Here is a 22301-nt window from a genome sequence, read left to right as displayed (position 1 = left end):
GAAGTACAATAGGATATTATAAGTGATTGAAATAACGAAGCATAAAGACCAGGAAAGTTTTTTAAAAATATTTGATGCTACTAGCTATATTATTGACAGTAGTGCAAAAATAGGAAAAATGACTTTTGTGACATATTTGGTAAACTCCTTTTTTAAGGAAAAAGCATTGCTTTTTACCTCTCAAGAGAGTTTTCTGTTTCAGCGCAGAATGAACTCTTTGGAAAAACAATTCATACAATTTGAAGATATTCAAAAAATATTTACACCCTACTATCTCAAAGAGGATTGGCACACCTTGAAGCAACGTTATGGGTTTTCTTTTTTTCATAAAGAATTAGAGCATCTCATTGCTACTTCTGAAGAAAAGATTATCATCATTCATCGTTTTGAAGAGTATTTTGAATTTCAAGACCGTTATGAAATTGATAATATTTATAAAGCACTTATCAAACTTGTATCAGAATATGATAAGAAAATCTTTTTTTTAACCAATAACAAACATGAAAATTATGAATATGTACAGCATGTGGCAGACGAGTTCAGTGATGTTGTTATTTCAATTTCTGCGAATGAAAAAAATGAAAGAATTATAAACATTAAAGATATTCTGCATAACAAAGAACATCCATATATGATTTTTGGAATCAAGAATGAAACTTTTTTACTGCACTATTATAAAGAATCCCATGAAGAAGCAACAGAGAGAACAAAAACTATTCTTATCGCACAGCTAGATCAAACAGATGATAGCTTAAGTAAAGTGTGCGAATATATTTTTAACAGAGAAAAATTCATCATTAAGCATGCTGACTCTCTTCAAACAATGCTCCAGGAAATTTTCATACGTCCCGATCTTGTGATAGTGATGATGAAACGAACAAGAGCTAATTTAGAAACAGTGACATCTATAAAAACGCAATTGAAAGATTCACCGATTATTGCCATACTTGATCAAGATTTTGTACGGGCAGAGGATATACAGGAAGCCTATCATTGTGGATGCGATGAGCTTTTTTCCAATAACTTTTCTTTAGACATCTTGATTTTAGCATTGCAAAAGGCAGCAAAAGTACCGTTTTACTCTAATGAGTTACTAACTTTAACAAAATATAAAAATATTATGGAGAGTTTGGCAGAGCTAAAAACATTAGCTTTAGAGTGTCTTGATAAATCCATTTTCTTTACACTTTTTCTTTTTAAAACAGCCCCGAAGAGAGAAAAGATAGATAAAATCAGCCGTAAACATGATTATATCTATCAAACAGATGATAAGCTTTACTATTTGGCACTCTCTACAATGCCAAAAGATGTGAAACACATAGAAAAAAAATATGAAAATCTTGAATTGGAATCTATCTGGGAGCCTACGAAACAGACAAAAATTGAAGAGTGTTTTAAATGATAAAGTTTTTTCTCATATTATGCCTCTTGCAATTTCTTTTCTCTTCTTCTCTGCAAGCAATAGAACTGGATATAGCTACATTAGAGAATATTATACAAGATAATTCTGGTGTTATTAAAGAGAGAATACTGCTTGCAAAGTATTATCAAAAAAAAGGAAATAATTTAAAGGCATTAGAGCTTCTTGATGAAGTATTGGCGCAAGATGCTCAGAATGACATGGCAAATTATTTAAAAGCATTTGTTATTAAAAAGATGGAGGCTCGTGAAGTTTTACGTGAGTTGTCTCCAGAAGGTTCAGTAAAACAAAAACCAGTAGAACAAAAACTGCAAGATTTTTATGATGCGAAAAATTATAAAGCCTATACACGACTTTATGAAGCTTACCTTAACAGCAAGCATTTACTTAATGATTCCTTTCATGTGAAAGCTGCATATATATATCTTTGGAGTGAGCAGTATAAAAAGAGCAAAAAAGCATTAGAGAGATTAGAATCAAAAAAAAATATTGATGAAGCAAAAATTCGTGCTGATATATGTTTTTACACAGGTAAATACACTTGTGCAATACGTTTTTACCAACAGTTGTATGCCTCTAGCTATGATTTAAACTATGCTCTTAAGCTTATCGAGAGTAATATCTACCTGGGTCGCCTTGCAAATGCACAAGAACTTTATAACTCTTTGTATAACAAATATCCAAGAAATAAAGATTTGATTCGATTGAAAAAAAAGCTTGTTACACTTAAGAGCAGTTATTTGCTGAAACGAAAAAAAGAGTTTGAAGAGAATGAAAATGATGTTTCTCTTGAGAATTATATTATAGCATTGTATGCGGAAGGAAATATAGAAGAAACATTTGATGTACTGGAAAAATATAATAATAAAAGGGCTTCAGAGAACTCTTTACTTTTAGAAGCAAAGTATCGTACATGGAACAATGAAAATGACAAGGCACTGAAAATTCTTGAAAATGATTTTCTACGTAATAATTTGGAAGCAAAACTGATGAGAGGAAAAATTTACTCTTGGGAACATAAATTCAAAAAAGGGAAAACAGCACTTACTGAGGTTATCAAGTACTCACGAAATCCTAAAACACTTTATGAGGCAAGAAAAGCAAAGGCTTTTCTCTTAATGTGGGCAAAAGAGAATAAGGCAGCAAAAAAACTGTTTTTGGAACTTTCAAAAGAAAAACCTGGCCAAAAAGATGTTAAAGAAGCATTGATAGAGTTAAACCACAACTATAAGGCACTTATTTTACTTTATAAGGCTAAGGTAAAAAACATGCACAAATCCAGTGATATCAAACGCCTGGCAGAGCTTTATGCACTGACAAAAAATAGAAAACAGGCTATTAAATATTTAAAGATTTATGTTGATACAAATCCGATTGATTTAGAAGCAACAAAAAACTTGGCACTTTTACTGATAGAAAACAAAGAATATTATCAGGGTTTTGGGTATTTAGAATTTTACAGTGCAAAAAAAGACAATGCAAAAAGTACGATTTTACTTGCTCAAAATTACTACTGGAGTGGTTTTTCAAAAGAGGCACTAGATGTACTTGACAGACTGTTAAGCAGGGAACCAGAGAATCTTGAAGCACTGAAGCTAAAGGCTGCAATACTCAAAATTTCTCCACGTTTTACTACAAGTAACAGTGGTGCGACTATTGGTATGTATTTTGATTCACTTGGTTCAAAGCAGCTGGAAATAGCTGATTCACTTTACTTTAACGGACACTACAAAGCTGCCTTAATGTATTATGAAAACTATTTGCAGACAAATCCTCAGAATCATAAAGCACGGTACAGATATGCATTTGCTCTTGAAAATGCGGGTGAATATGGTAAAGCCGAGGGAGAGTTTGCCTTAATGCGATGGAGCGTCAACTCGGATGAGGTGAAATACCACTATGCATATAATTTGATGCGAAATAAAAAATACAAAAAAGCAAAAAAACTGTTTAAAGAACTTGAAAAAAATTCATATAAAAAAATAACTCCAGAGTTAAATGAATTTTTACAATCTTGGAAAAAAGACTGGGAATCTTTGAACTATGAAAAGTATTCTAAAAATTATACAAAAAAATTTACAAAAAGCACAAAATGGGCATATAAAAAGCAGGCAATATTTTCAAATGTCAATTTTATTTCGGTAGGGGTTTATGACCCTGTATATAAAAATATAGCTGATAGCAACAATACGTATCAGATACGGTTTTTTCAGCAGTATACAACAAATAAAAAGACAGACAAGGGATATAAAACATTAAAAATTGTATGTGATCCGTCACAAACAGAATGTAAAATTATCAAAGAGACATGGAAGAAAGCGAAGTACAAGAAAGCGTATATTTTAAATCCTTTCATAAAAGAGAATATAAAAGAGATTGAAAATCTTCAAAAAGTGCCATTTGTCAGCACTAAGGATGTAAAAAAAAAAGTAGATACAACTTCTTTGGTATCAACACAAACAAATGTAAAAACTATTGCTGAATCTGCAACACATCACAAAGATATAATTCTGGCTCCAGGACTTCGTAAACATTTTAAACCCAGACAATATACTTTTAATGACATTATTGCAAAATCACAAACGAAAGACATCTTGCTAAAGACTCTTATTGATCCCTCTTTTAGTCCAGGTTCACAAAATATTGCAAGAGCAGAGTGGTTCTCTTTTTCAGATAGTGAGAAGGTGAAATTTCAATCTGTTGATCTGTTTTATGAAAGATATTTTTTTAAAAATAATTTTGGTTTAGGTGTGGATGGCGGTCTGTTCTCTATCGAACAAGAGGGAAGAAATAAGTACAACGGCAAACGTTTTGGAATTTCCGCACTGTATAAACATTTTAAAATTCGTTTAGGCATGAATATATATGATGATTTTTCAGAGTTTGTTCCTTTGGTGGAGTATAAAAATAAATATAAAAAGCATGAGTATATTTTGCAGTATACACGACAAAATGCACTCTTTTATACATATTTTCTTTCAGCCTATGAAAAACAGATTTTTTCAGACCATTTTAGTCTTGAAGACTATTTGGCAATGGATAATAACACCAGTTTATGGGCCGGTCTGGCAGCGGATAATTACAGTAACGGAGATTTAGCTGTTACAGCGCAGTTTGAATGGAATTTTCTTACTGGAAAATTTTTAACACAAAAATTGAGATATCGACTCTATATAGATGGTTATTATACTGCGCATACAAAACAGCAAAATGATTTTTACTCGCCTGTTTTTGATGATATTACAATGATTCGGATTGATCCGGAATATAGATTTTCCAAGTATCTAGGTATAAGAGGCAGTATGGGTGCAGGAACTTCCATGAGTGGTAATTCCATACCGTATAAATATGGTGTTTGGTTATTTGGAAATCCTGTGGAGAACCTCTCCTATATTGTTGGCTGTTTATATAATAATAGTCTAAGAAGTGCTGCAAATACAACCTATGAATTTACAGAATGTAAAGCTAATCTAGGATACTCATGGTAATGAAGATTATTCAGAAAATTCTTTTTATTTTGTTTATGCTGGGTGCTTTAATACTGACTTACTATAGTGTTGAGAGTTTACAGCAGATTTACATCAGGACATCAAATGTTTTTATACGTTTTGGTGTCATTCTTATTTTTGTTTTTACTTTGATTATTATTATTCGTTATCTCTTGCTTATGTTTTTTTCAATTTTACAAACAATTCGCAGAAGTGCAGACGAAGATGAAACAATGCATGCTTCGCAAGCAGTTTCTGTAATTGTTCCCTGTTATAACGAGCAAGAGGTTATTGTACATTCCTTAAAAAGTATTCTGAATCAAACATATGAAAATATAGAAATTTTAGTGATAGATGATGGAAGCAAAGACAGAACCTATGCTCTTGCAAAGGTTTTTGAATTTGATGATGGATTAAGACGTCTGAAGGTTTTTTCAAAACCCAATGGCGGAAAGTCACGTGCTTTAAACTTTGGTATAGAAAAGGCAAGAGGAAGTTTGATCTGCTGTGTTGATGCAGATTCAAAATTAGATCCTTCTGCGATTGAACTTTTGGTACAACATTTCAGTGATCCCCAGATTGCAGCGGTTGCCGGCAGTGTCAGTGTTGTAAATACAAATTCACTTTTGACAAAATTACAATCTTTAGAGTATATTCAAGGTCTGAACATGGTTAAAAACGGACAAGCTTTCTTAAAACTTGTAAATATTATTCCAGGGCCATTAGGTATGTTTCGAAAAGAGGCAATACAACAGGTCGGCTACTACGCTCATGATACCTTTGCTGAGGATTGTGATTTGACTCTATCCCTTTTAGCAAAGGGATATAAAGTTGATTTTGAACCGGATGCAATGGCCCATACTGAGGCACCAGAAAATTTATTGGATTTATTAAAGCAACGTTATCGTTGGACAAGAGGGATTTTGCAGGCAATAAAAAAGAAAAAACATTATTTGTGGCATCCTAAAAAAAACTTTTCCATCTCATTTGTAATGTGGTACATGCTTTTTGAGTCAGTATTCTGGCCTTTTATGCAAGTATGGGGCGATTTATTTATGATTTATCTTGCACTCTCAACCGGAGCAAGTCAACTGTTGCTTTTTTGGTGGATAATGTTTACTGTGCTTGATGTTGCAGGTGCAATCTACTGTTTATTGCTTACAAAAGAAAACCTGTCTTTGGCAGCATACTCAACGATATACAGACTTGTTTTTATTACAGTCATTAATATTGCGAAAATATTTGCTACAATTGAAGAGTGGTTTAATATTGAAATGGGTTGGGGAAAACTTACAAGAAAAGGAAGAATAGGATGAATTTATTATCATTTTTATCATTTTTAATTTTAGCGATTACATTGTTGACCATGGTATTCGGGGTGATAGCATATTTTTTATATAAAGCCAGAGAAAGAAAAAAAAACATTGACGATTTAACATACGAAGATGCAAGGGAAAAAGAACATGGCGAGTTATTGTTCTTTACAAAAAATTAAAATTATGCAAAAGATACTGCAGATGAATACCAAAGTGAATGATTTTTATGGATTAAAACTTTTAGTAACGTTACTTCTTTTAGTGATGGTCTTAGCATATTCCAGTCTTTACCTAATTCAAAACTATTATTCAAATAGTTTTTTAAGTAATGGTTTTAATACCAAAAAACTCTATTTCCTGGAATCAGATTCCTTGAAAAATATGTATGACAGATATCAAATGAATTATGAAGAGTATCAACAAAGATTAGAATACTTTAAAACTCTTGCCTCTGAGTACGGGTATTCTTCTGAAAACATAGCAACAAAGAAATTAAAAGAGCTTCCTGATACTTCCAAACTTGTCGTTTTTGATGCAATGGCCTTAAATCAGGATGAGATACGAGAGATAACAACTTTTGTAACAAATGGCGGAAAAATTATTTTTAACTATACAAGTGGTTTTTTGGACAGTTCTCTGCGGTATCAAGAGACAAATTTAGTCAAGAAAATTGCGGGGTTAGCACTTGACAGCAAGATTCAGAGTATTAAATATGATGAAAATGCAACTACTGACAGCAGTCATTTAACTATGAAAATCTTATCACCAATTTCCAAATATATTAAAGGTGGTGTTGGACTGGATATGATTGTTTATGACCCTCTGCCTGTGTTTAACAGTAAAAATCTTGTAGCTGATGCCTATCTAACGACTTGGGCGCAAAATAACTATTCAATGCTAGATGAAGATACCCAACTGACCAAAGAACAAAGTGGATTGATTTGGCATGGTTACAAAGAAAAAGGGAAGTGGGTATATTTCAGCTTTCCGAGTTATGTATTTATGGGAAGCAGCCAAAAACTATACAAAAAGTTATTTAAGGGTATGCTGGAGTATTTAGACAAGGATGTTATTACAGTTCCGTTTCCTTATATAGATGCAAAAAACAGTATTTTTGTTTCCGAAGATACGGAGTATAAGTTTGAAAATTTAGAACAGTTTTATAATATATCAATAAAAAATGATTTTCCGGTTACTGCATTTTGTGTAGCCAGTTTAGCACAAAAATATCCGGAATTAATGGCTAAGGTGGCAAAAAGTGAATTAATGGAAATAGGTTCTCATAGTTATACACACAAAAAGATCGTAGGCGAGGGTGACAGTGTTTATAAACGAGAGACTATAGGCTCCAAAAAATTATTATATTCTTTGACGAAGAAGCCTATTGTAGGATTTAGACCACCAAGAGAAGAGATAGATGAGAAAATGATTCAACTGTTGAAAGAGGCCGGTTATGAATATATACTAACAGAGGCAGAAAATAGATTGTTGCCATATATGAAAGATAATATTATGATAATCCCTCGGCATGGTACAGATGATTATTCCTATCTTATTAATTTAGACTGGAATGCATCTCAGATACTCACTCAAATGAAAAATGAAGCAAATCTTTTAACAAGCCTAAATGGGATTTATACCATGAGTGCACACTCTCACCTAATGAGCTTTTCAACGAATATAAATATTTTAGATAATTTTTTTAAATATGTAAACACACAAGAAGAGATGAGACCGATGAACGGAGAGATGCTGCAAAAAAGAGTCAGGCAAAGTATGAACTTATCTTTAAGCAGTATCCAAACAACGAAGAAAATTATTTTGACAATAGACAATTATAACCGGGAAACTATAAAGGATATGCACTATATGCTTTTTGTAGATCCGAATATAAAAATAGTAAGTATTCAAAGTGAAATTATGGGAATAAAAACAAATTTGGAACAGGTTTCATTTGACAGGTATGAACTTGTAATACACTCAATAGAGCCGCAAAGCCAATTAGTACTCTTTTTAGACTATGAATAAAATATTTAGTTTCCTGGTTGTTTTCACACTGTCCTTATCTGCTGATATGCTTATTAGTGCAGGTGGGTATGATGTGAGTAAATATGAAAGTTTATATACTTTCAAAGATGAAGAACCCAGGAAAATAAATGTAAATATAACAGAAGTTTTATCTAAAAAATCAGCTAATGTAAATGCAGTGAGCATATGGATAACAAAAGACTGGGATGAAGACTGGTATGATGTGCAAACGACACAAGAAAAGATAATTGACAAGGGGTATACTCCTGTATTTATATTTTATTGGTTTGGAGATGATATTTGCATAGAGTATATCAAGAAGAATAAAAAAGAGTATTTTGTTGCACTGAGAAAATTTTTAAATTATTTGAAAAAACTTGATGGACAGAAAATAGTTGTTTTAAATCCTGAGTATAATATGAGTGGTACTGAGAAATGGGATGGAATGAATGATGTTTTTTTAAAAAGTTACAAGATAATGCGTAAAGATTCTCAAGTACTTGTCGGCCCATGTGTCGGAGATTTCGGTGATTATGAGAAGATAAGTGAACCAGAAGAGTGGAGACTTTTTGATCCCTCACTCAAGCGAGCAGCAAAAGAGGCTGATTTTATTGCATTTCAAGAGATGAGGGCAGTTACAAGGAACTCTAAAGAAGAGATTCTTAAAACTGCGGACAGAGCATGCTCCTTTGCCAGGTATCTTCATAAGAAGTATAAAAAACCGACTATGCTTGCTTATTTGGCAGTTTCCTCATATGGAAATGCAGGGGAACAGATACAAGAGAGTGTATACAGACGGTTTGAACAACTACTTCCAAAAATGAAACAGGAGTCAAAACTCATACTGTTTGGTACTTTTCATTATTTTGACTATCCCGGACATGTTGGTTACTTTAATGAAGCAGAGGAGTATTTTGGTGTCTTACGAAAAGACGGTTCTCTTAAGCCATCACTCAAGTACTATAATCAACTACACTAACCCAACTCTTTGCATAAACCAATAGCCGGAGATCAGTGCTGCAAAGAGTGCTATGAGTTTTATGCCATTTGTTTTATATTTAGAGATAGAAATAAGATACAAAAGGGGTAAATAAAATAAAACAACTAACAGCTGTCCCAATTCTACTCCAAAATTAAATCCAAAAAGTGCTACAATAAAAGAGAGTCTGTCTTTGATTCCTGCTATCTCCAATACATTTGCAAAACCAAAACCATGCAGTAGTCCAAATAAAAAAACAATTTTTTTATTGATATGTTTATAATCTCCAAAGTAATTCAGCAAGGAGACAATTAAGATACTCAGAGCAATAGAACTTTCAATAAAAGTTGTATTTACTTTCAAAATTCCTGTAGCAGAAAGGAAAAGAGTGAGGGAGTGAGCCAGGGTAAATGTAGTGATGATTTTTAAGATTTCTATACTAGAGTGTCTTATTCCTTTCATAATACTGGGCAAGAGTATCATTAAAATAAAAAGAAGATGGTCAAGTCCGTCAAGTATATGCGAAAAACCTGTTTTTGTAAATATATACATTCTCTGCAGTTGTGTCATAGGATAAGAAGAAAATTTATATATTCTATCATTATTGCTTAAAACATAATCACCACGGGTATCATCAAGGTGTAAGAGTAGTTTATGGTTTTTTTCAATACTAAAAAAGAGGCTGTAATGCAAAACTAACTGTTCGAGCTTAATATTTATAAATTTTTTTTCGATTGTTAAATAAGTTTGATTTTTATAGCGATGAAAAGTAAGTTTGGCATCTTTAAGTGAAAGTGCTTTGTTGCTTTCTTGCAGTATAAAATGTTTTTTGATATAGGAAAAAAGATATGTTTGATGATGGCGGAGTTCTTTAAAAGAAATAATGCCGTTTTTGTTATCATCCAAAAGGTTTTCATATGCCTGCTCAAAGGGTCGTGTTTCTACCTCTATGTTTACAAAGAGTTCCTGTGTTTTTTTATTGTAGCTTATTTTAAGATAGTTCTCTCTCAACTGGTGAGAATACAGGCTGGAAAATAAAAGAAGCAGAGGGAGAAAAATTTTATGCATTTTTATCTATACTACACAGGACAACCATAATAATCTCCAAAAAAATATTAAAATATTATATCATTAAATAAGTATTCATAGTATTTTTGGAGCTATACTGTACTTTCCCTCTCCTGCGCTTCAACTTATTTTTAAATTATACTTATGTTATAATCACACTACAACTAAAACATTTAAAAAGAGTTCCATGCAATCATCAGAAGTTGATAAAATATTAAATACTAAAGAGAAACTTTTAACGCAGATATATTTTGATTTGCAGCGGTTTTTTGAACAGAAATATGGCAAAGACACTGTTGTTTTTATGGAAATCGGTACTTTTTTTGAAGTGTATGAAGTCAATAATGATGAAGAACAGATTGGAAAAGCCAAAGAGATTGCCGAGCTTCTAAACATACAACTGACGAAAAAAAATAAAAAAATAATAGACAATTCTGAAAAAAATCCTCTGCTTGCCGGAGTGCCTGCGGTCTCTTTTGAGCGTTATTTAAACCGTTTGATTCAGGAACAGAAGTATACGGTTATAGTCGTCAAACAAAAAGGCAATCCTCCCAAAATCAGCCGATATATCTCCCAAATAGTCTCTCCGGGTACCAACTTTGAACATATTGTTGACAACGATGACAACTACATTGTTTCTATTTTGATTGACAAATTTCGTGATATTTATACGGTTGGTTATGCTGCTATAGATGTAACCACGGGAAAAACCTGGTTGTATGAAACGCATGGGACAAGTGAAGATCCGGCGTATGCGCTTGATGAGGTTTTTAACCTTTTGAATGTTTATCGAACCAGTGAAATTGTTGTGACTTTTTTAGATGGAATTGATGACCAGCGTCATGTGATGCAGTATTTGGAAATTCCAGAACATTATCACTACTCTGTGAACAACAAACGGGCAAAAATAGAGTATCAAAACGAGCTTTTTAAAGAGGTGTATCAGATTCAATCTTTGCTTTCACCCATAGAGCATTTGGATTTGGAACGCTCGCCTATGATTACGGAAGCTTTGGCGATTCTTATTGATTTTGTGATAGAACATGATTATCACATCGTACAAAAGATGGCGATGCCGCGGATTATAGACAATCGTCGTTTTATGTATCTGGGCAACAATGCACTGGAGCAGATGGGCATTATTTCCAAAGACAGAAAAGAGTTCACACTTTTAAAAATGCTTGACAAAAGTGCGACGGCTATCGGAAAAAGACTCTTAAAAGAGAGATTGCTCAACCCTATAATGGAAGAGGATGAACTCGAACGCCGGTACAATTTGATAGAACGAGTCTCTTCCCATGTAAGGTATTTGGATGAGATGATGCGGGGAGTATATGATATACAGAGGCTTGCACGCCGTTTAAGACTCGGCAGGCTGCATCCGTTTGAGATGAATCACATGTATGACTCTATGGTAAGTGTCAAAGAGTTGATGCTCTATGTCAAAAAACATAAAATCCAAAAAACACCTTTTCATGAAAGCGAAGTGGAAGAGTTTCTTCGTGATATAACAAAAACGATAGATTTGGACATATCACGGCGTTTTACCAATGCAACGGTAGATGAAAACTTTTTGATGAGCGGTGTCGATGAAGCCATAGATACTCTGGTAAAAGAAAATGCCGTTATGATGGTTGCTTTTGAAGATATAATACACAAGATTGAGACACTGCTGAGCAGCGTCAATGCCAACAGTTCGACAAAGCTTGTAAGCCTGGGACTTTTAGAAAAAGAGGGCTACTACATCTCTTTGAGTAAAAACAGATTTTCTCTCATTGAGAGTGAATTTAAAAAACGTGAAGAGTTTGCAGAATTCAATGTAAAAAAACTGACTAACAATGTCAAAATCACTTCGGCTTTTACCGATAAACTCTCTGACAATATTATGAAAAACCGCCGTAAAATTGTTGTGCTGGTAAAAGAGCGTTATATACAGCTCCAGGCACTGTTTGAGCGACGCTATTCTCTTCTTTTTGACAGAGTTATCAGCTATGTGGCAGATTTGGATGTAGGTGTGAGTTCTTCAAAAGTGGCACAGGAGTACAAACATTCAAGACCGATGATAGTGGATACAAAAGAGGATGAAAACTTTATGCAGATTATGCAGCTGCGTCACCCTCTGATAGAAGTGCAGGAGCGGGGCGGGCTGTATGTTCCCAATGATATTGTGATGGGAGAACGTGACTATATGGATCTGCCGCATCCAAAAACGGTGATGCTTGATGTGGCTGTGCATGACGGACATGACATCAACGGAGTCCTTTTATACGGTATAAATTCAAGCGGAAAATCTTCTTTGATGAAGAGTATAGGCATCGCAGTTCTTATGGCGCAGTCAGGTTTTTTTGTGAGTGCTGCGGTGATGAAATTCAGCATTTTTGATTCTCTTTTTACACGTATAGTTTCAAAAGACAATTTGGCAAAAGGGCTCTCTACCTTTGCAGTGGAGATGCTCGAACTCAAAAATATTTTCAACCGTTCAACTGTAAAGTCACTTGTTCTGGGTGATGAGATAAGCCATGGTACAGAAACGCTCTCAGGCGTTGCCATTGTCGCCGCAGCCATACAGAAGCTCTCACATACCCGATGTCTGTTTTTGTTTGCAACTCACCTGCATCAACTCTCAACGATGGATGAAATTACCTCGCTTGACAATGTTGTAGATTTGCACTTAAGTGTGGAGTATGATGAAGAAAATGACAAGCTGATATTTAACCGTGTGCTTCAGGCCGGAAGTGGCAGCAGTATCTATGGACTGGAGTTTGCAAAATCACTCCATATGGACAATGAATTTTTGGAAAATGCCAATGCCATCAGAAAACGTCTTGCCAATGATTATGATGAGCTTGAACTGCTTGTGAAGAAGAAAAAATCCAAGTATAACAAAGAGCTTTATGTGACCAAATGTGTTATCTGCGGTGCGGTGGCAGAAGATGTGCATCATATATCGCAAAAATCACTGGCTGACGGTGCAGGTTTTATAGGACATTTTCACAAAGATAACAAGCATAATCTTGTACCTTTGTGTAAAGATCATCACAAGCAGATTCACGACGGCAAGTTACATGTAAACGGCTTTATCATGACGAGTAAAGGTTTGGAATTGCAGTTTGAAGAGCAGATGAAAAAAACAGAAGTAAAAAAAGTTGTTACACCTGAAATAAATGAAAATATCGAAGTAGAAAAAGCCAACCAAGAGGAGCCAAAGGGCTTCGTCCTGGATGACTGGTAAGATCTAAGCCAAGGCTTTTTTGACTGCATCACTGATGCGTTTGCCATCAGCACGACCGGCTAGTTCTTTACTTGCCATACCCATAACTTTTCCCATATCTTTCATGCTCGAAGCACCTGTTTTTTCTATGATGGCTTTTACCTCTTTTTGCAGTTCTTCCTCACTGAGCTGTTTTGGCAGATAGATTTCATAGTAGGCAATTTCATCAAGTTCTATTTGCATTAAATCTTCACGACCTGCATCTTTGTACTGGCTTGCCGCGTCATTTCTGCGTTTTACCTGTGTCTGAATAATTTTTATGACATCTTCATCACTAAGCTCTTTTCGCTCATCGACTTCTATCTGTTTAAAAGCACTTGTCAGCAGACGAAGCGCATCTCTTTTTTTTGTATCTTTTGCTTTCATAGCATTTTTTACATCTTGATTAATTGTTTCTTTTAATGACATTTGTAAAATCCTTTGTTTTTATGGAACTGAAATTGCTAGTATTATAACAAAATTAAGACATGTAATGGAAAACTCTTTATGAAAAAAATAAAATTGACTGCTTTTGTATTGCTCTGCGTTGTGGTGTTTTTTAGCGGATGTACAGCAAACTTAACTGATCCCGAGATAAATTTTGAACCGCCTGCCTATGTTGAACAGATGCCTGCAAAAGAAGAACAACAGGCCTTTGCTTCTACCGGCAGTATATTTGGCCAGGGAGAAAATCCTCTTTTTTCAGATCACAAGGCTATGCATGTCAGTGATATTGTGACTGTAGTTATTTCAGAAACTGCACAAAGTTCAAATACCGGTACAAAGCAGCTGCAAGAGGCTGATACAAGTACACTTGGAGGAGGATTGTTTTCAAGCACAGGTCTCAATTCTGCTGTAAACTCCAAAGTAGCAGACTTGAACGGATTTACGAATGTAGGTTTTAACTCTACATCAAACAGTAACTATAAGGGATCGGGAAGTGCAACAAAGGATGCAAGCTTTACAACAACTATTTCGGCAAGAATTGTAAAAATTTTAAAAAACGGAAATTATTATATTTCCGGAAAAAGAGAAATTTTGATAGATGACCAGAAGCAGATAATTCAGTTAAGCGGTGTGATCCGTCCATATGATATAGATCAATATAACAGAATTAACTCTACACAAATCAGTGATGCAAAAATATTATATAAAACTGAGGGAGATATGGATCGTGCTACAAAACAGGGATGGGGGACGAAAATTGTTCAATCAATTTGGCCGTTTTAGTCTTCTTACAGCGCTTTTTTTAAGTTCTGTATATGCAGGGAGTTTTGCAGAGTTTAAAAAGGTGCAGACGGGATCTTTTAACAGCTTCAAAGATAAAAAAGACAGTGAATTCAACAAATATCTTCAGCAGCAGTGGGAAGAATACAGTGCGTATATCTCAACACCCTTATACAAAAAGAAAAAACCAAAGAGTTTGCCGGCATTGCATCAAAAAAAAGTTCGAGGTGTCGGTCCGAATTTAGTAATAAAAATAAAACCTTTTGCTGAGAAAAAATCCGCTCCACAGGGAAAAAAAATAAAAGCTGACAATACAGTTTTTGAATTTTTTGGAACAACTTTTGGATTTGATGTTGATAAGAAAATAAAAAACGCCAACTTTTACCCCAGAACACAAAAGGGGATTGAAAATTTTTTCAGTGTTGTGGCGACAAGTGATTATGATGGTCTTTTGTATGAGATTGAGAATACATGTAAAGAGATGCATCTCAATGACTGGGGAGTCTATCTTTTAATAAACAGACTCTCCTATACTCTTTTTCCTGGACCGGATAATGAAAAGTTGTTGAGCTGGTTCTTGTTGAATAAGCTTGGCTACAGGGTCCGCGTGGCTTTGGGTGCAGACAAACATATAGTTCTGCTTCACAGTGTCAAAGGCAAGATCTACTCTACACCAAACTATACCCTGGATAATAGAAAATTTTATGTCATTTCTAAATATAACAAAGAAAATATTGCCAAAGTCTATACTTACAAAAATGATTATCCGAATGCAACAAAAGTGCTTGATTTTACGTTAAAAACACTTCCTCTCCTTGCAAAAAAAATCCAAACAAAAACTGTTTCTTTCAAAGAACATGGAAAAGTTTACACTTTTTCTTATCGGTATAACCAAAATCTCATTGATTTTATGAAAACATATCCTCAGGTGGAATATAAAGTTTTTTTCAATGTACCTTTGGAATATGAGACATATAAAGACATAGCAAGTGATATCAAGAAATATACTGAGAACAAAAAAGCAAGTGAAGCTTTGGATTTTGTACTGCATTTTGTACAAAAAGCTTTTATATATGAACGTGACCAGGAACAGTTTGGTAGAGAAAAAGTTATGTTTGCAGAGGAAACGCTTTATTATGAAAAATCAGATTGCGAAGACAGAGCTGTATTGTATGCCCGTTTGGTTAAAGATTTATTTGGTATTGGTATTGTGGGTGTTAAGTATAAAGATCATATGAGTACTGCTTTACATGTACCTATGGCAGGGGAGAGTGTAGAGGTGTCAGGTCAAAGATATGTTGTGGCAGACCCGACATACATAAATGCTTCTTTGGGAGAAACCATACCAAAATACAGATCTGTCATGCCTGAGAGTTTTGTGTATGTAAAGTAGGCTTTATGCCTCATCATAAAGAGCACAACTGTTTTTTCCGTTTTTCTTCGCAACATACATAGCTTTGTCTGCATCATTCATTATGTCTTCTATATTATGCTTTTCATCCGGAAATATCTTGATACCGATACTTGCTCCAATATGAACTTCATTGCCTTCAATGACAAATGTCGCAGAAAGAGCTTTGATGATAGCTTGACATTTTTTTTGTGCATACTCTTTGGCTGCTTCTTTGTTGTCTGCTATATTGACTAAGATGATGGTGAATTCATCGCCGCTTATTCTGGCAAGGATATCTTCTTCTCTTAAAATACTTCGCAGTCTGTGTGAGACCTGAATGAGTAATTCATCTCCGACATGATGACCATAGGTGTCATTCACCTGCTTGAAATTGTCCAGATCAATAAATAAAAAGGCATGAATGAAGTTATGTCTGATGGCTTTTGCATTCTCTTCATGCAGTCTTTGCAATAAGGCTTTTCTGTTCATCAGTCCTGTAAGAAAATCATGGTTTGCCTGATATTGAGCCTCTTCCTGCGCATTTCTTAGATCTGAAATATCATAAAACTGTGCTATAAAGTTTATTATTTCACCGTTTTTATCTTTGATAGCCGTTATGGAAAGTCTTTCGGGATAAATTTCACCGTTTTTGCGTTTGTTGTAAATATCACCTTTCCATTGTCCGGATGTAAGGAGCTGATGCCACATGTCGGCATAAAATTCTTTAGTGTGTTTGCCTGATTTGAGTATTTTGGTCGTCTGTCCTATAATCTCATCTGCTTTATATCCTGTAATTCTGGTAAAAGATTTATTGACTTCAAGAACAACACCGTTTTTGTCAGTAATGACTATAGCCTCGTGTGAGTCGAATGTATGAGATGCAATACGTATTTTTGCAAGAAGTTTGTCCTCTTTTTTGATCAGGACATTGATATAATAGAGGAAGAGAAAAAAAGAGATAAAAGAGAGAATCCATAAGATAATTGTATATGTAAAAACCTGTTTTATATCTTTTTGTGTCTGCAGGGCCTCGGTTACAATGGTATTGAGAATGTGTCTTGACACATTGTAAAGTTGTGTAATGTATTGTGAAGCAGTCTGAAACCATATTTTTGCATCTTCTTTGGATGAGAGTTTATCCTGAAAAAACATTGTTCTTAAGGCAGCTGTTTTTTGTACAGTCTCTTTTTGTATGAGTTGTCTAAAAATATTTTGTGTGTTCTTGGAAGCACATATGTAAAAAACAGTCTGAAGCTTTTTCTCTTTTTCCTGCAGGAGATGAATATAGTGTATATACTTTTCATTTTTTTTGGGAGCGAGTATCTGGTTATAAACATACGCTCTTTCCTGTCCCAAATACTCTTTAAGTTTTTGAAGTTCAATAAGGGCTTTGCCGTTATATGATTTTGATTCTAAATCATGCATCAGTGCAGTAATGGCCTGAAGCAGCTCTTTATTGAGGGTGTTATAGTATTGCATTTCATCCCAAAAGCTGATTTGTGTTGTAAGAACTTTTCTTCTTACTGCCGTAATAGAATGAAACTGCTTTTTAAAATACTGATATGCATTAGAAAAGTGAATCAGATCCTGATAGGCACTGTCTGTATGGATATACTGTTTTTCCAAATTTTTTCGGATTATTTCGTCTTTTGAAACAAGATACCCTGCACTCAGTCCTCTTTCAAGCTGTAAATTATGAATGAGTTTACTGAGAATTTTTGTTTGTTTTGCAGAGAATGCATAGGAAGTACTGTTCTTATATTTGATATAGTTTTCATTTACCAAAGAATAGGAAAAGTAAAGTAATGCAAGGGCAGGAAGAGAAAAAATAAGGACAATTTTTATCTGCAAAGATTTTAAATTCATGCTTTAATGATATGCTGATATAGATTAAAAGATATCATTACATGTAAGGAAAATGTTAAAAGTTAAAATCATGTTTCACATTGAAACATGATTTAATAATTAATAGCAACCTTGTATGTCGGATCATCTTCTTCATAACTGCAATGCGGTCCGGCTTTTTTCATGATTTTTTTACAGTCATCACTTAGATGGCGCAAAAGAAGATTTTTTCCGGCATCTTCGTATTTTTTTACGAGAGAATCAATGGCTTCGACACCGGAAAAATCCAATACTCTTGCATTTTTAAAATCAATGACAACTTTTGGCGGATCATTTTGAATGTCAAAATTATCTGAAAAAGTTGTGGCACTTGCAAAAAAGAGCGGACCTTCAAGCTCGTATACTTTTGTGCCGTCTGCTTCGGTATGTGTTTTTGCCCAGATGCGTGCATGCTTCCATGCAAATACAAGTGCAGAGATGATAACACCGGCTATGACTGCAACAGCCAAATCTTCTACAACTGTTATAATTGTCACAACGACCATAACAAAAACATCGGCTCTTGGCATGTGTTTGAGATGCGAAAAACTTGACCATTCAAAGGTACCGATACTCACCATAAACATAATGCCCACAAGAACACCGACCGGAATGGCATTTAAAACATCTGTTAAAGAAATGACCAAGATCAAAAGACCGACAGCCGCCGTAAATGAGGAGAGCCGTCCAAGACCGCCTGATGTATAGTTGATGATACTCTGCCCAATCATTGCACATCCCGCCATACCACCAAAAAATCCACAGGCGATGTTTCCGGTTCCAAGTGCGATACACTCCTGATTTCCACTGCCTCTTGTTCCACTCATTTCATCTAAAACTGCAAGCGTCAAGAGTGATTCTATAAGACCGACAAGCGCCATGATGACGGCATAAGGAAGTACCATTATAATGGCATCCAGACTAAAAAGCGTATCGGGAATAATGAGATGCGGCAGTTTGCCTTTAAACTCTGACAAATCGGCCAAGGCTCCGACGGTGAGTGTGTCTAAATGCGTAAAATACACGACAAGTGTTAAAAGGACAATGGCAACAAGTCCTGAGGGAACCGCCTTTGTATATTTTGGCAAGAAGTACATGATAAACATGGTAACGGCTACGATAACATACATGTTTAAACCCTGTCCTTCAAAGAATTTAAACTGTGCCATGGCAATAACGATTGCCAGACCGTTTACAAAACCATACAGAGCAGGTTGGGGAACAAGACGAATGAACTTTCCAAATTTGAGCACGCCTACTGCAACCTGAATAAGTCCTGCTATGATGGTTGCCAGCAAAACATAGTGGAGCATATGGAAGTAAAGCTCATCTGCGCTAAACCCCTGTGCTGTGAGTTTTAGGTTTGCTTCTATAACAAGCCCGACGATAACAACAGCGACACTGCCGGTAGCTCCACTGATCATTCCCGGTTTTCCACCGATAAGTGCAGTAATAACACCTAGGATAAAAGCCGTATAAAGTCCTACAATAGGACTGACACCTGCTATAAAGCTAAAAGCAATGGCTTCAGGAACAAGTGCAACAGCCACCACAAGTCCTGATAAAATGTCGTTTTTTATATTTGGAGAGGTGTATTTTCTTATGTCAAACAAACTATGCCTTTAATGAATCTAATTGTGCTAAAACTTTTTCACGTTTGGCTTCTGCTTCTTTGAGGGCTTCACGGTTTTTTTCCAAAACATCCGCAGGAGCATTCGCAACAAAGCGTTCGTTACTCAGCATACCGTTCAGTTTGCCTATCTCTTTTTGGAGTTTTTCATCCTGTTTTGTCAGTTTGTTGATAATCGGCGTTAAATCAATAGAGTCTGTCGGAATAAATGTCTCACAGCTGTCTGCGATGTCACTGACCGCATTTTCTATTTTTGTATCGGTAAATTCGATGTTTTCAACCTTCGCAAGTTTGGCGATGTAAGGCAGCATCATCTCTTTTTCTTTATCGCTCAGACCATCAATTTTGACATAGGCTTTTTGGATTTTCTGATTTGCCAAATCAACCAAGACTTTTGCACGGCGAATAGAGACAATGGCATCCATAATGATTTCAAATGTTTTTTCTTCTTTACGCTGTTTTGTTTTGTGAGGAAATTTCTTAATCATAATAGAATCAGCATTTTCCAAAGAAGTGCCGCTGAGTTCATGGTATAAATGTTCTGTGATAAACGGCATAAACGGATGCAACAGTTTCATGGCTTCTTTGAAAATTGCACCAAGTTCTATGATAGATGCTTTGTCCGCTTTACTCAGCTCAATTCCCCAGTCACAAAATTCATTCCATAAAAAACGGTACATTGTAAGGGCGGCATCGTTAAACTTGTACTCATCAAGATAGGTACGAACCTCTTTTGTGGCAAAATTCAGACGGCTCATCATGTAACGGCCAAGGTCGGTCTCAACACAAAAACTCTCCATATCAGGAAAAGTATCACCATTCATCTGCAGGTATTTGCTTGCATTGTAGAGTTTGTTTGTAAAGTTACGGTTTTGTTCGAGTTTGTCAACACTCATGCGTATATCACGTCCCTGTGCCGCAGAAACAGCCAGGGTAAAACGTAAAATATCTGCAGAGTATTTGTTGACCATATCAAGCGGATCAATGACATTGCCTTTTGATTTGCTCATTTTCTGACCGTGTTCGTCACGCACAAGTGCATGCAGATAGATGTGCTTAAACGGCAGTTCTCCTATGAAATGCTCACCCATCATCATCATTCTTGCAACCCAGAAGAATAAAATGTCAAAACCGGTAATAAGCAGAGAATTTGGATAAAAATCTTTCATATCCTGTGATTGAAAGAGTCTGTCCATCTCTGTATCGCCATTTCCCCAGCCTAAAGTTGAAAAAGGCCATAAAGCAGAAGAAAACCAGGTGTCAAGCACATCAGGATCTTGCGAAATGTTTTTTGAAGCACATTTTGGACACTCTGTCGGATGCTCATTCTCTGTTGCCCATTCATGGTCACAATCTCCACAGTAAAAAACAGGAATCTGATGTCCCCACCAGAGTTGACGGCTTATACACCAGTCACGCAGTTCACCCATCCAGGAGTTATAGGAGTTTATCCAGTGCGGTGGAAAAAACTGTGCTTCGCCTGCATTTGTTTTTTCTATGGATTTGTCTGCCACTTCTTTGCGGACAAACCACTGTTTTGAAATGTAAGGCTCTACAACGTTTTTACATCGGTAACAGTGTCCGACCTGGTGTTTATGGTCTTCTATCTTAACGATATAACCCTCTTCTTGCAGTCTTTTTACAATAGGCTCTCTTGCTTCAAGGCGTTCCATACCCTTAAACTCTCCGGCATAGTCATTTAAAATACCTTTTTCATCAAAAACCGTAATAAATTCCAAATCATGACGCTTCCCGACTTCGTAGTCATTTTGGTCATGTGCAGGCGTTACTTTTACGACACCTGTTCCAAATTCCATATCAACATACGAATCAGCGATGATTTTTATTTTTCTCTCAAGAAGTGGTAAAACAACCTCTTTTCCTATGATGTCTTTGTAGCGCTCATCATCAGGGTGTACCATGACGGCAGTATCTCCAAAATAGGTTTCAGGTCGTGTAGTAGCCACTTCAACACTGCCGCTGCCATCTGCAAAATGATAGAGCATGTGGTAAAACTTGCCATCTTCTTCTTCGTGTTCTACTTCGATGTCTGAGAGGGCTCCGTCATGTGTACACCAGTTTACCATGTAGTTTCCGCGAACAATCAAACCTTCATTGTAGAGATGGACAAAAGCCTCTTTGACTGACTTTTGCAGACCTTCATCCATGGTAAAGCGCTCTCTCTCCCAGGCAGGACTTACCCCCATTTTACGGAGTTGTTCTGTCATTATGCCGGCAGATTCTTCTTTCCATGCCCAGACACGCTCCAAAAATGCTTCGCGTCCTATCTCTTCTTTGGTGAGTCCCTGTTCCAAAAGCTGTTTTTCAACAACATTTTGTGTGGCAATTCCTGCATGATCTGTTCCCGGCTGCCAAAGTGTTTTATAGCCGTCCATGCGTTTGTATCGGGTAATGATGTCTTGGAGTGTAAAGGTAAGAGCATGCCCGATATGCAGTCGTCCTGTTACATTTGGCGGTGGCATCATAATAGAGAAGTTTTTTCCTTCTTCTTGTATGGCTTTGTTTCCGTCTGTTTCGAAGTATTTTCTTTTTTCCCAAATTTTATAATATTTGTTTTCGGTTTCTTGTGGATTGTATTTGTTGTCTGACATAGTGCG

Annotated in this window: 14 protein-coding genes; 9 read left to right on the top strand and 5 right to left on the bottom strand. The window is 35.6% G+C overall.

The annotated features are described in order from the left end of the window. Positions 1-22: 22 nt before the first annotated feature. From LCX93_RS07780 to LCX93_RS07755, 6 genes are all read left to right on the top strand, one after another. Entirely contained in the window at positions 23-1402 is a 1380-nt protein-coding gene (locus tag LCX93_RS07780) for a hypothetical protein (RefSeq protein WP_226065652.1), read from the top strand. Beyond that, positions 1399-4908, top strand: a complete 3510-nt coding sequence (locus LCX93_RS07775) for a tetratricopeptide repeat protein (RefSeq protein ID WP_226065650.1) — start codon at positions 1399-1401, stop codon at positions 4906-4908. Before LCX93_RS07780 ends, LCX93_RS07775 begins: the two co-directional genes overlap by 4 nt. Next, positions 4908-6224, top strand: coding sequence for a glycosyltransferase family 2 protein (locus LCX93_RS07770; protein WP_226065648.1), 1317 nt, complete (start codon positions 4908-4910; stop codon positions 6222-6224). Before LCX93_RS07775 ends, LCX93_RS07770 begins: the two co-directional genes overlap by 1 nt. Then, positions 6221-6403 carry a hypothetical protein gene (locus LCX93_RS07765; protein ID WP_226065646.1) on the top strand — a complete coding sequence of 61 codons (183 nt, stop codon included), beginning with the start codon at positions 6221-6223 and terminating at the stop codon, positions 6401-6403. The genes LCX93_RS07770 and LCX93_RS07765 overlap by 4 nt, the downstream gene beginning before the upstream one ends. 4 nt (positions 6404-6407) lie before the next feature. Beyond that, positions 6408-8252: a polysaccharide deacetylase family protein gene (locus tag LCX93_RS07760; protein WP_226065643.1), complete on the top strand. Its 1845-nt coding sequence runs from the start codon at positions 6408-6410 to the stop codon at positions 8250-8252. 73 nt (positions 8253-8325) lie between these two features. Continuing rightward, the gene (locus LCX93_RS07755; protein ID WP_226065642.1) at positions 8326-9231 is read left to right on the top strand and encodes a hypothetical protein; all 906 of its coding nucleotides are present in this window, start codon (positions 8326-8328) and stop codon (positions 9229-9231) included. Here the strand turns inward: LCX93_RS07755 and LCX93_RS07750 are convergent. After that, the gene (locus LCX93_RS07750) at positions 9223-10299 is read right to left on the bottom strand and encodes a HupE/UreJ family protein (protein ID WP_226065639.1); all 1077 of its coding nucleotides are present in this window, start codon (positions 10297-10299) and stop codon (positions 9223-9225) included. The two genes, LCX93_RS07755 and LCX93_RS07750, sit on opposite strands and share 9 nt — an antisense overlap. Before the next feature lie 187 nt (positions 10300-10486). Here LCX93_RS07750 and LCX93_RS07745 point away from each other — a divergent pair, with 187 nt between their 5' ends. Continuing rightward, entirely contained in the window at positions 10487-13531 is a 3045-nt protein-coding gene (locus tag LCX93_RS07745; protein WP_226065637.1) for a MutS-related protein, read from the top strand. 3 nt (positions 13532-13534) lie between these two features. On the opposite strand, the gene LCX93_RS07740 is transcribed toward LCX93_RS07745, so the two are convergent. Continuing rightward, a complete protein-coding gene (locus tag LCX93_RS07740; protein ID WP_226065635.1) occupies positions 13535-13978 on the bottom strand; it encodes a GatB/YqeY domain-containing protein in 444 nt (147 codons plus the stop codon). A 78-nt stretch (positions 13979-14056) separates the two neighbouring features. Here LCX93_RS07740 and flgH point away from each other — a divergent pair, with 78 nt between their 5' ends. Beyond that, a complete protein-coding gene (gene flgH, locus LCX93_RS07735) occupies positions 14057-14779 on the top strand; it encodes a flagellar basal body L-ring protein FlgH (protein WP_226065633.1) in 723 nt (240 codons plus the stop codon). Next, complete coding sequence (locus tag LCX93_RS07730; RefSeq protein WP_226065631.1) at positions 14754-16169, top strand: hypothetical protein; 1416 nt, start codon at positions 14754-14756, stop codon at positions 16167-16169. Before flgH ends, LCX93_RS07730 begins: the two co-directional genes overlap by 26 nt. Before the next feature lie 3 nt (positions 16170-16172). On the opposite strand, the gene LCX93_RS07725 is transcribed toward LCX93_RS07730, so the two are convergent. The 3 genes from LCX93_RS07725 to LCX93_RS07715 all read right to left on the bottom strand — a co-directional run bounded on the left by LCX93_RS07725 (position 16173) and on the right by LCX93_RS07715 (position 22295). After that, positions 16173-18035, bottom strand: a complete 1863-nt coding sequence (locus LCX93_RS07725) for a diguanylate cyclase domain-containing protein (RefSeq protein WP_226065628.1) — start codon at positions 18033-18035, stop codon at positions 16173-16175. Positions 18036-18127: 92 nt separating this feature from the next. After that, on the bottom strand, positions 18128-19666 hold the full coding sequence (locus tag LCX93_RS07720; RefSeq protein ID WP_226065626.1) for a SulP family inorganic anion transporter: 1539 nt from the start codon (positions 19664-19666) through the stop codon (positions 18128-18130). 1 nt (position 19667) lies between these two features. Next, complete coding sequence (locus LCX93_RS07715; RefSeq protein WP_226065624.1) at positions 19668-22295, bottom strand: valine--tRNA ligase; 2628 nt, start codon at positions 22293-22295, stop codon at positions 19668-19670. Positions 22296-22301: the final 6 nt, after the last annotated feature.

It is taken from the genome of Sulfurimonas sp. SWIR-19, from assembly GCF_020410885.1.
In the GTDB taxonomy this organism is placed as follows: Bacteria; Campylobacterota; Campylobacteria; order Campylobacterales; family Sulfurimonadaceae; genus Sulfurimonas; species Sulfurimonas sediminis.
This window is presented reverse-complemented; position numbering and strand designations above follow the sequence as displayed.

Bases quoted from the DNA above. Each gene is read 5' to 3' on its own strand.
- LCX93_RS07775 (WP_226065650.1), top strand. From the start codon at position 1,399: ATGATAAAGTTTTTTCTCATATTATGCCTCTTGCAATTTCTTTTCTCT.
- LCX93_RS07770 (WP_226065648.1), top strand. From the start codon at position 4,908: ATGAAGATTATTCAGAAAATTCTTTTTATTTTGTTTATGCTGGGTGCT.
- LCX93_RS07765 (WP_226065646.1), top strand. From the start codon at position 6,221: ATGAATTTATTATCATTTTTATCATTTTTAATTTTAGCGATTACATTG.
- LCX93_RS07760 (WP_226065643.1), top strand. From the start codon at position 6,408: ATGCAAAAGATACTGCAGATGAATACCAAAGTGAATGATTTTTATGGA.
- LCX93_RS07750 (WP_226065639.1), bottom strand. From the start codon at position 10,299: ATGCATAAAATTTTTCTCCCTCTGCTTCTTTTATTTTCCAGCCTGTAT.
- LCX93_RS07745 (WP_226065637.1), top strand. From the start codon at position 10,487: ATGCAATCATCAGAAGTTGATAAAATATTAAATACTAAAGAGAAACTT.
- LCX93_RS07740 (WP_226065635.1), bottom strand. From the start codon at position 13,978: ATGTCATTAAAAGAAACAATTAATCAAGATGTAAAAAATGCTATGAAA.
- flgH (WP_226065633.1), top strand. From the start codon at position 14,057: ATGAAAAAAATAAAATTGACTGCTTTTGTATTGCTCTGCGTTGTGGTG.
- LCX93_RS07725 (WP_226065628.1), bottom strand. From the start codon at position 18,035: ATGAATTTAAAATCTTTGCAGATAAAAATTGTCCTTATTTTTTCTCTT.
- LCX93_RS07715 (WP_226065624.1), bottom strand. From the start codon at position 22,295: ATGTCAGACAACAAATACAATCCACAAGAAACCGAAAACAAATATTAT.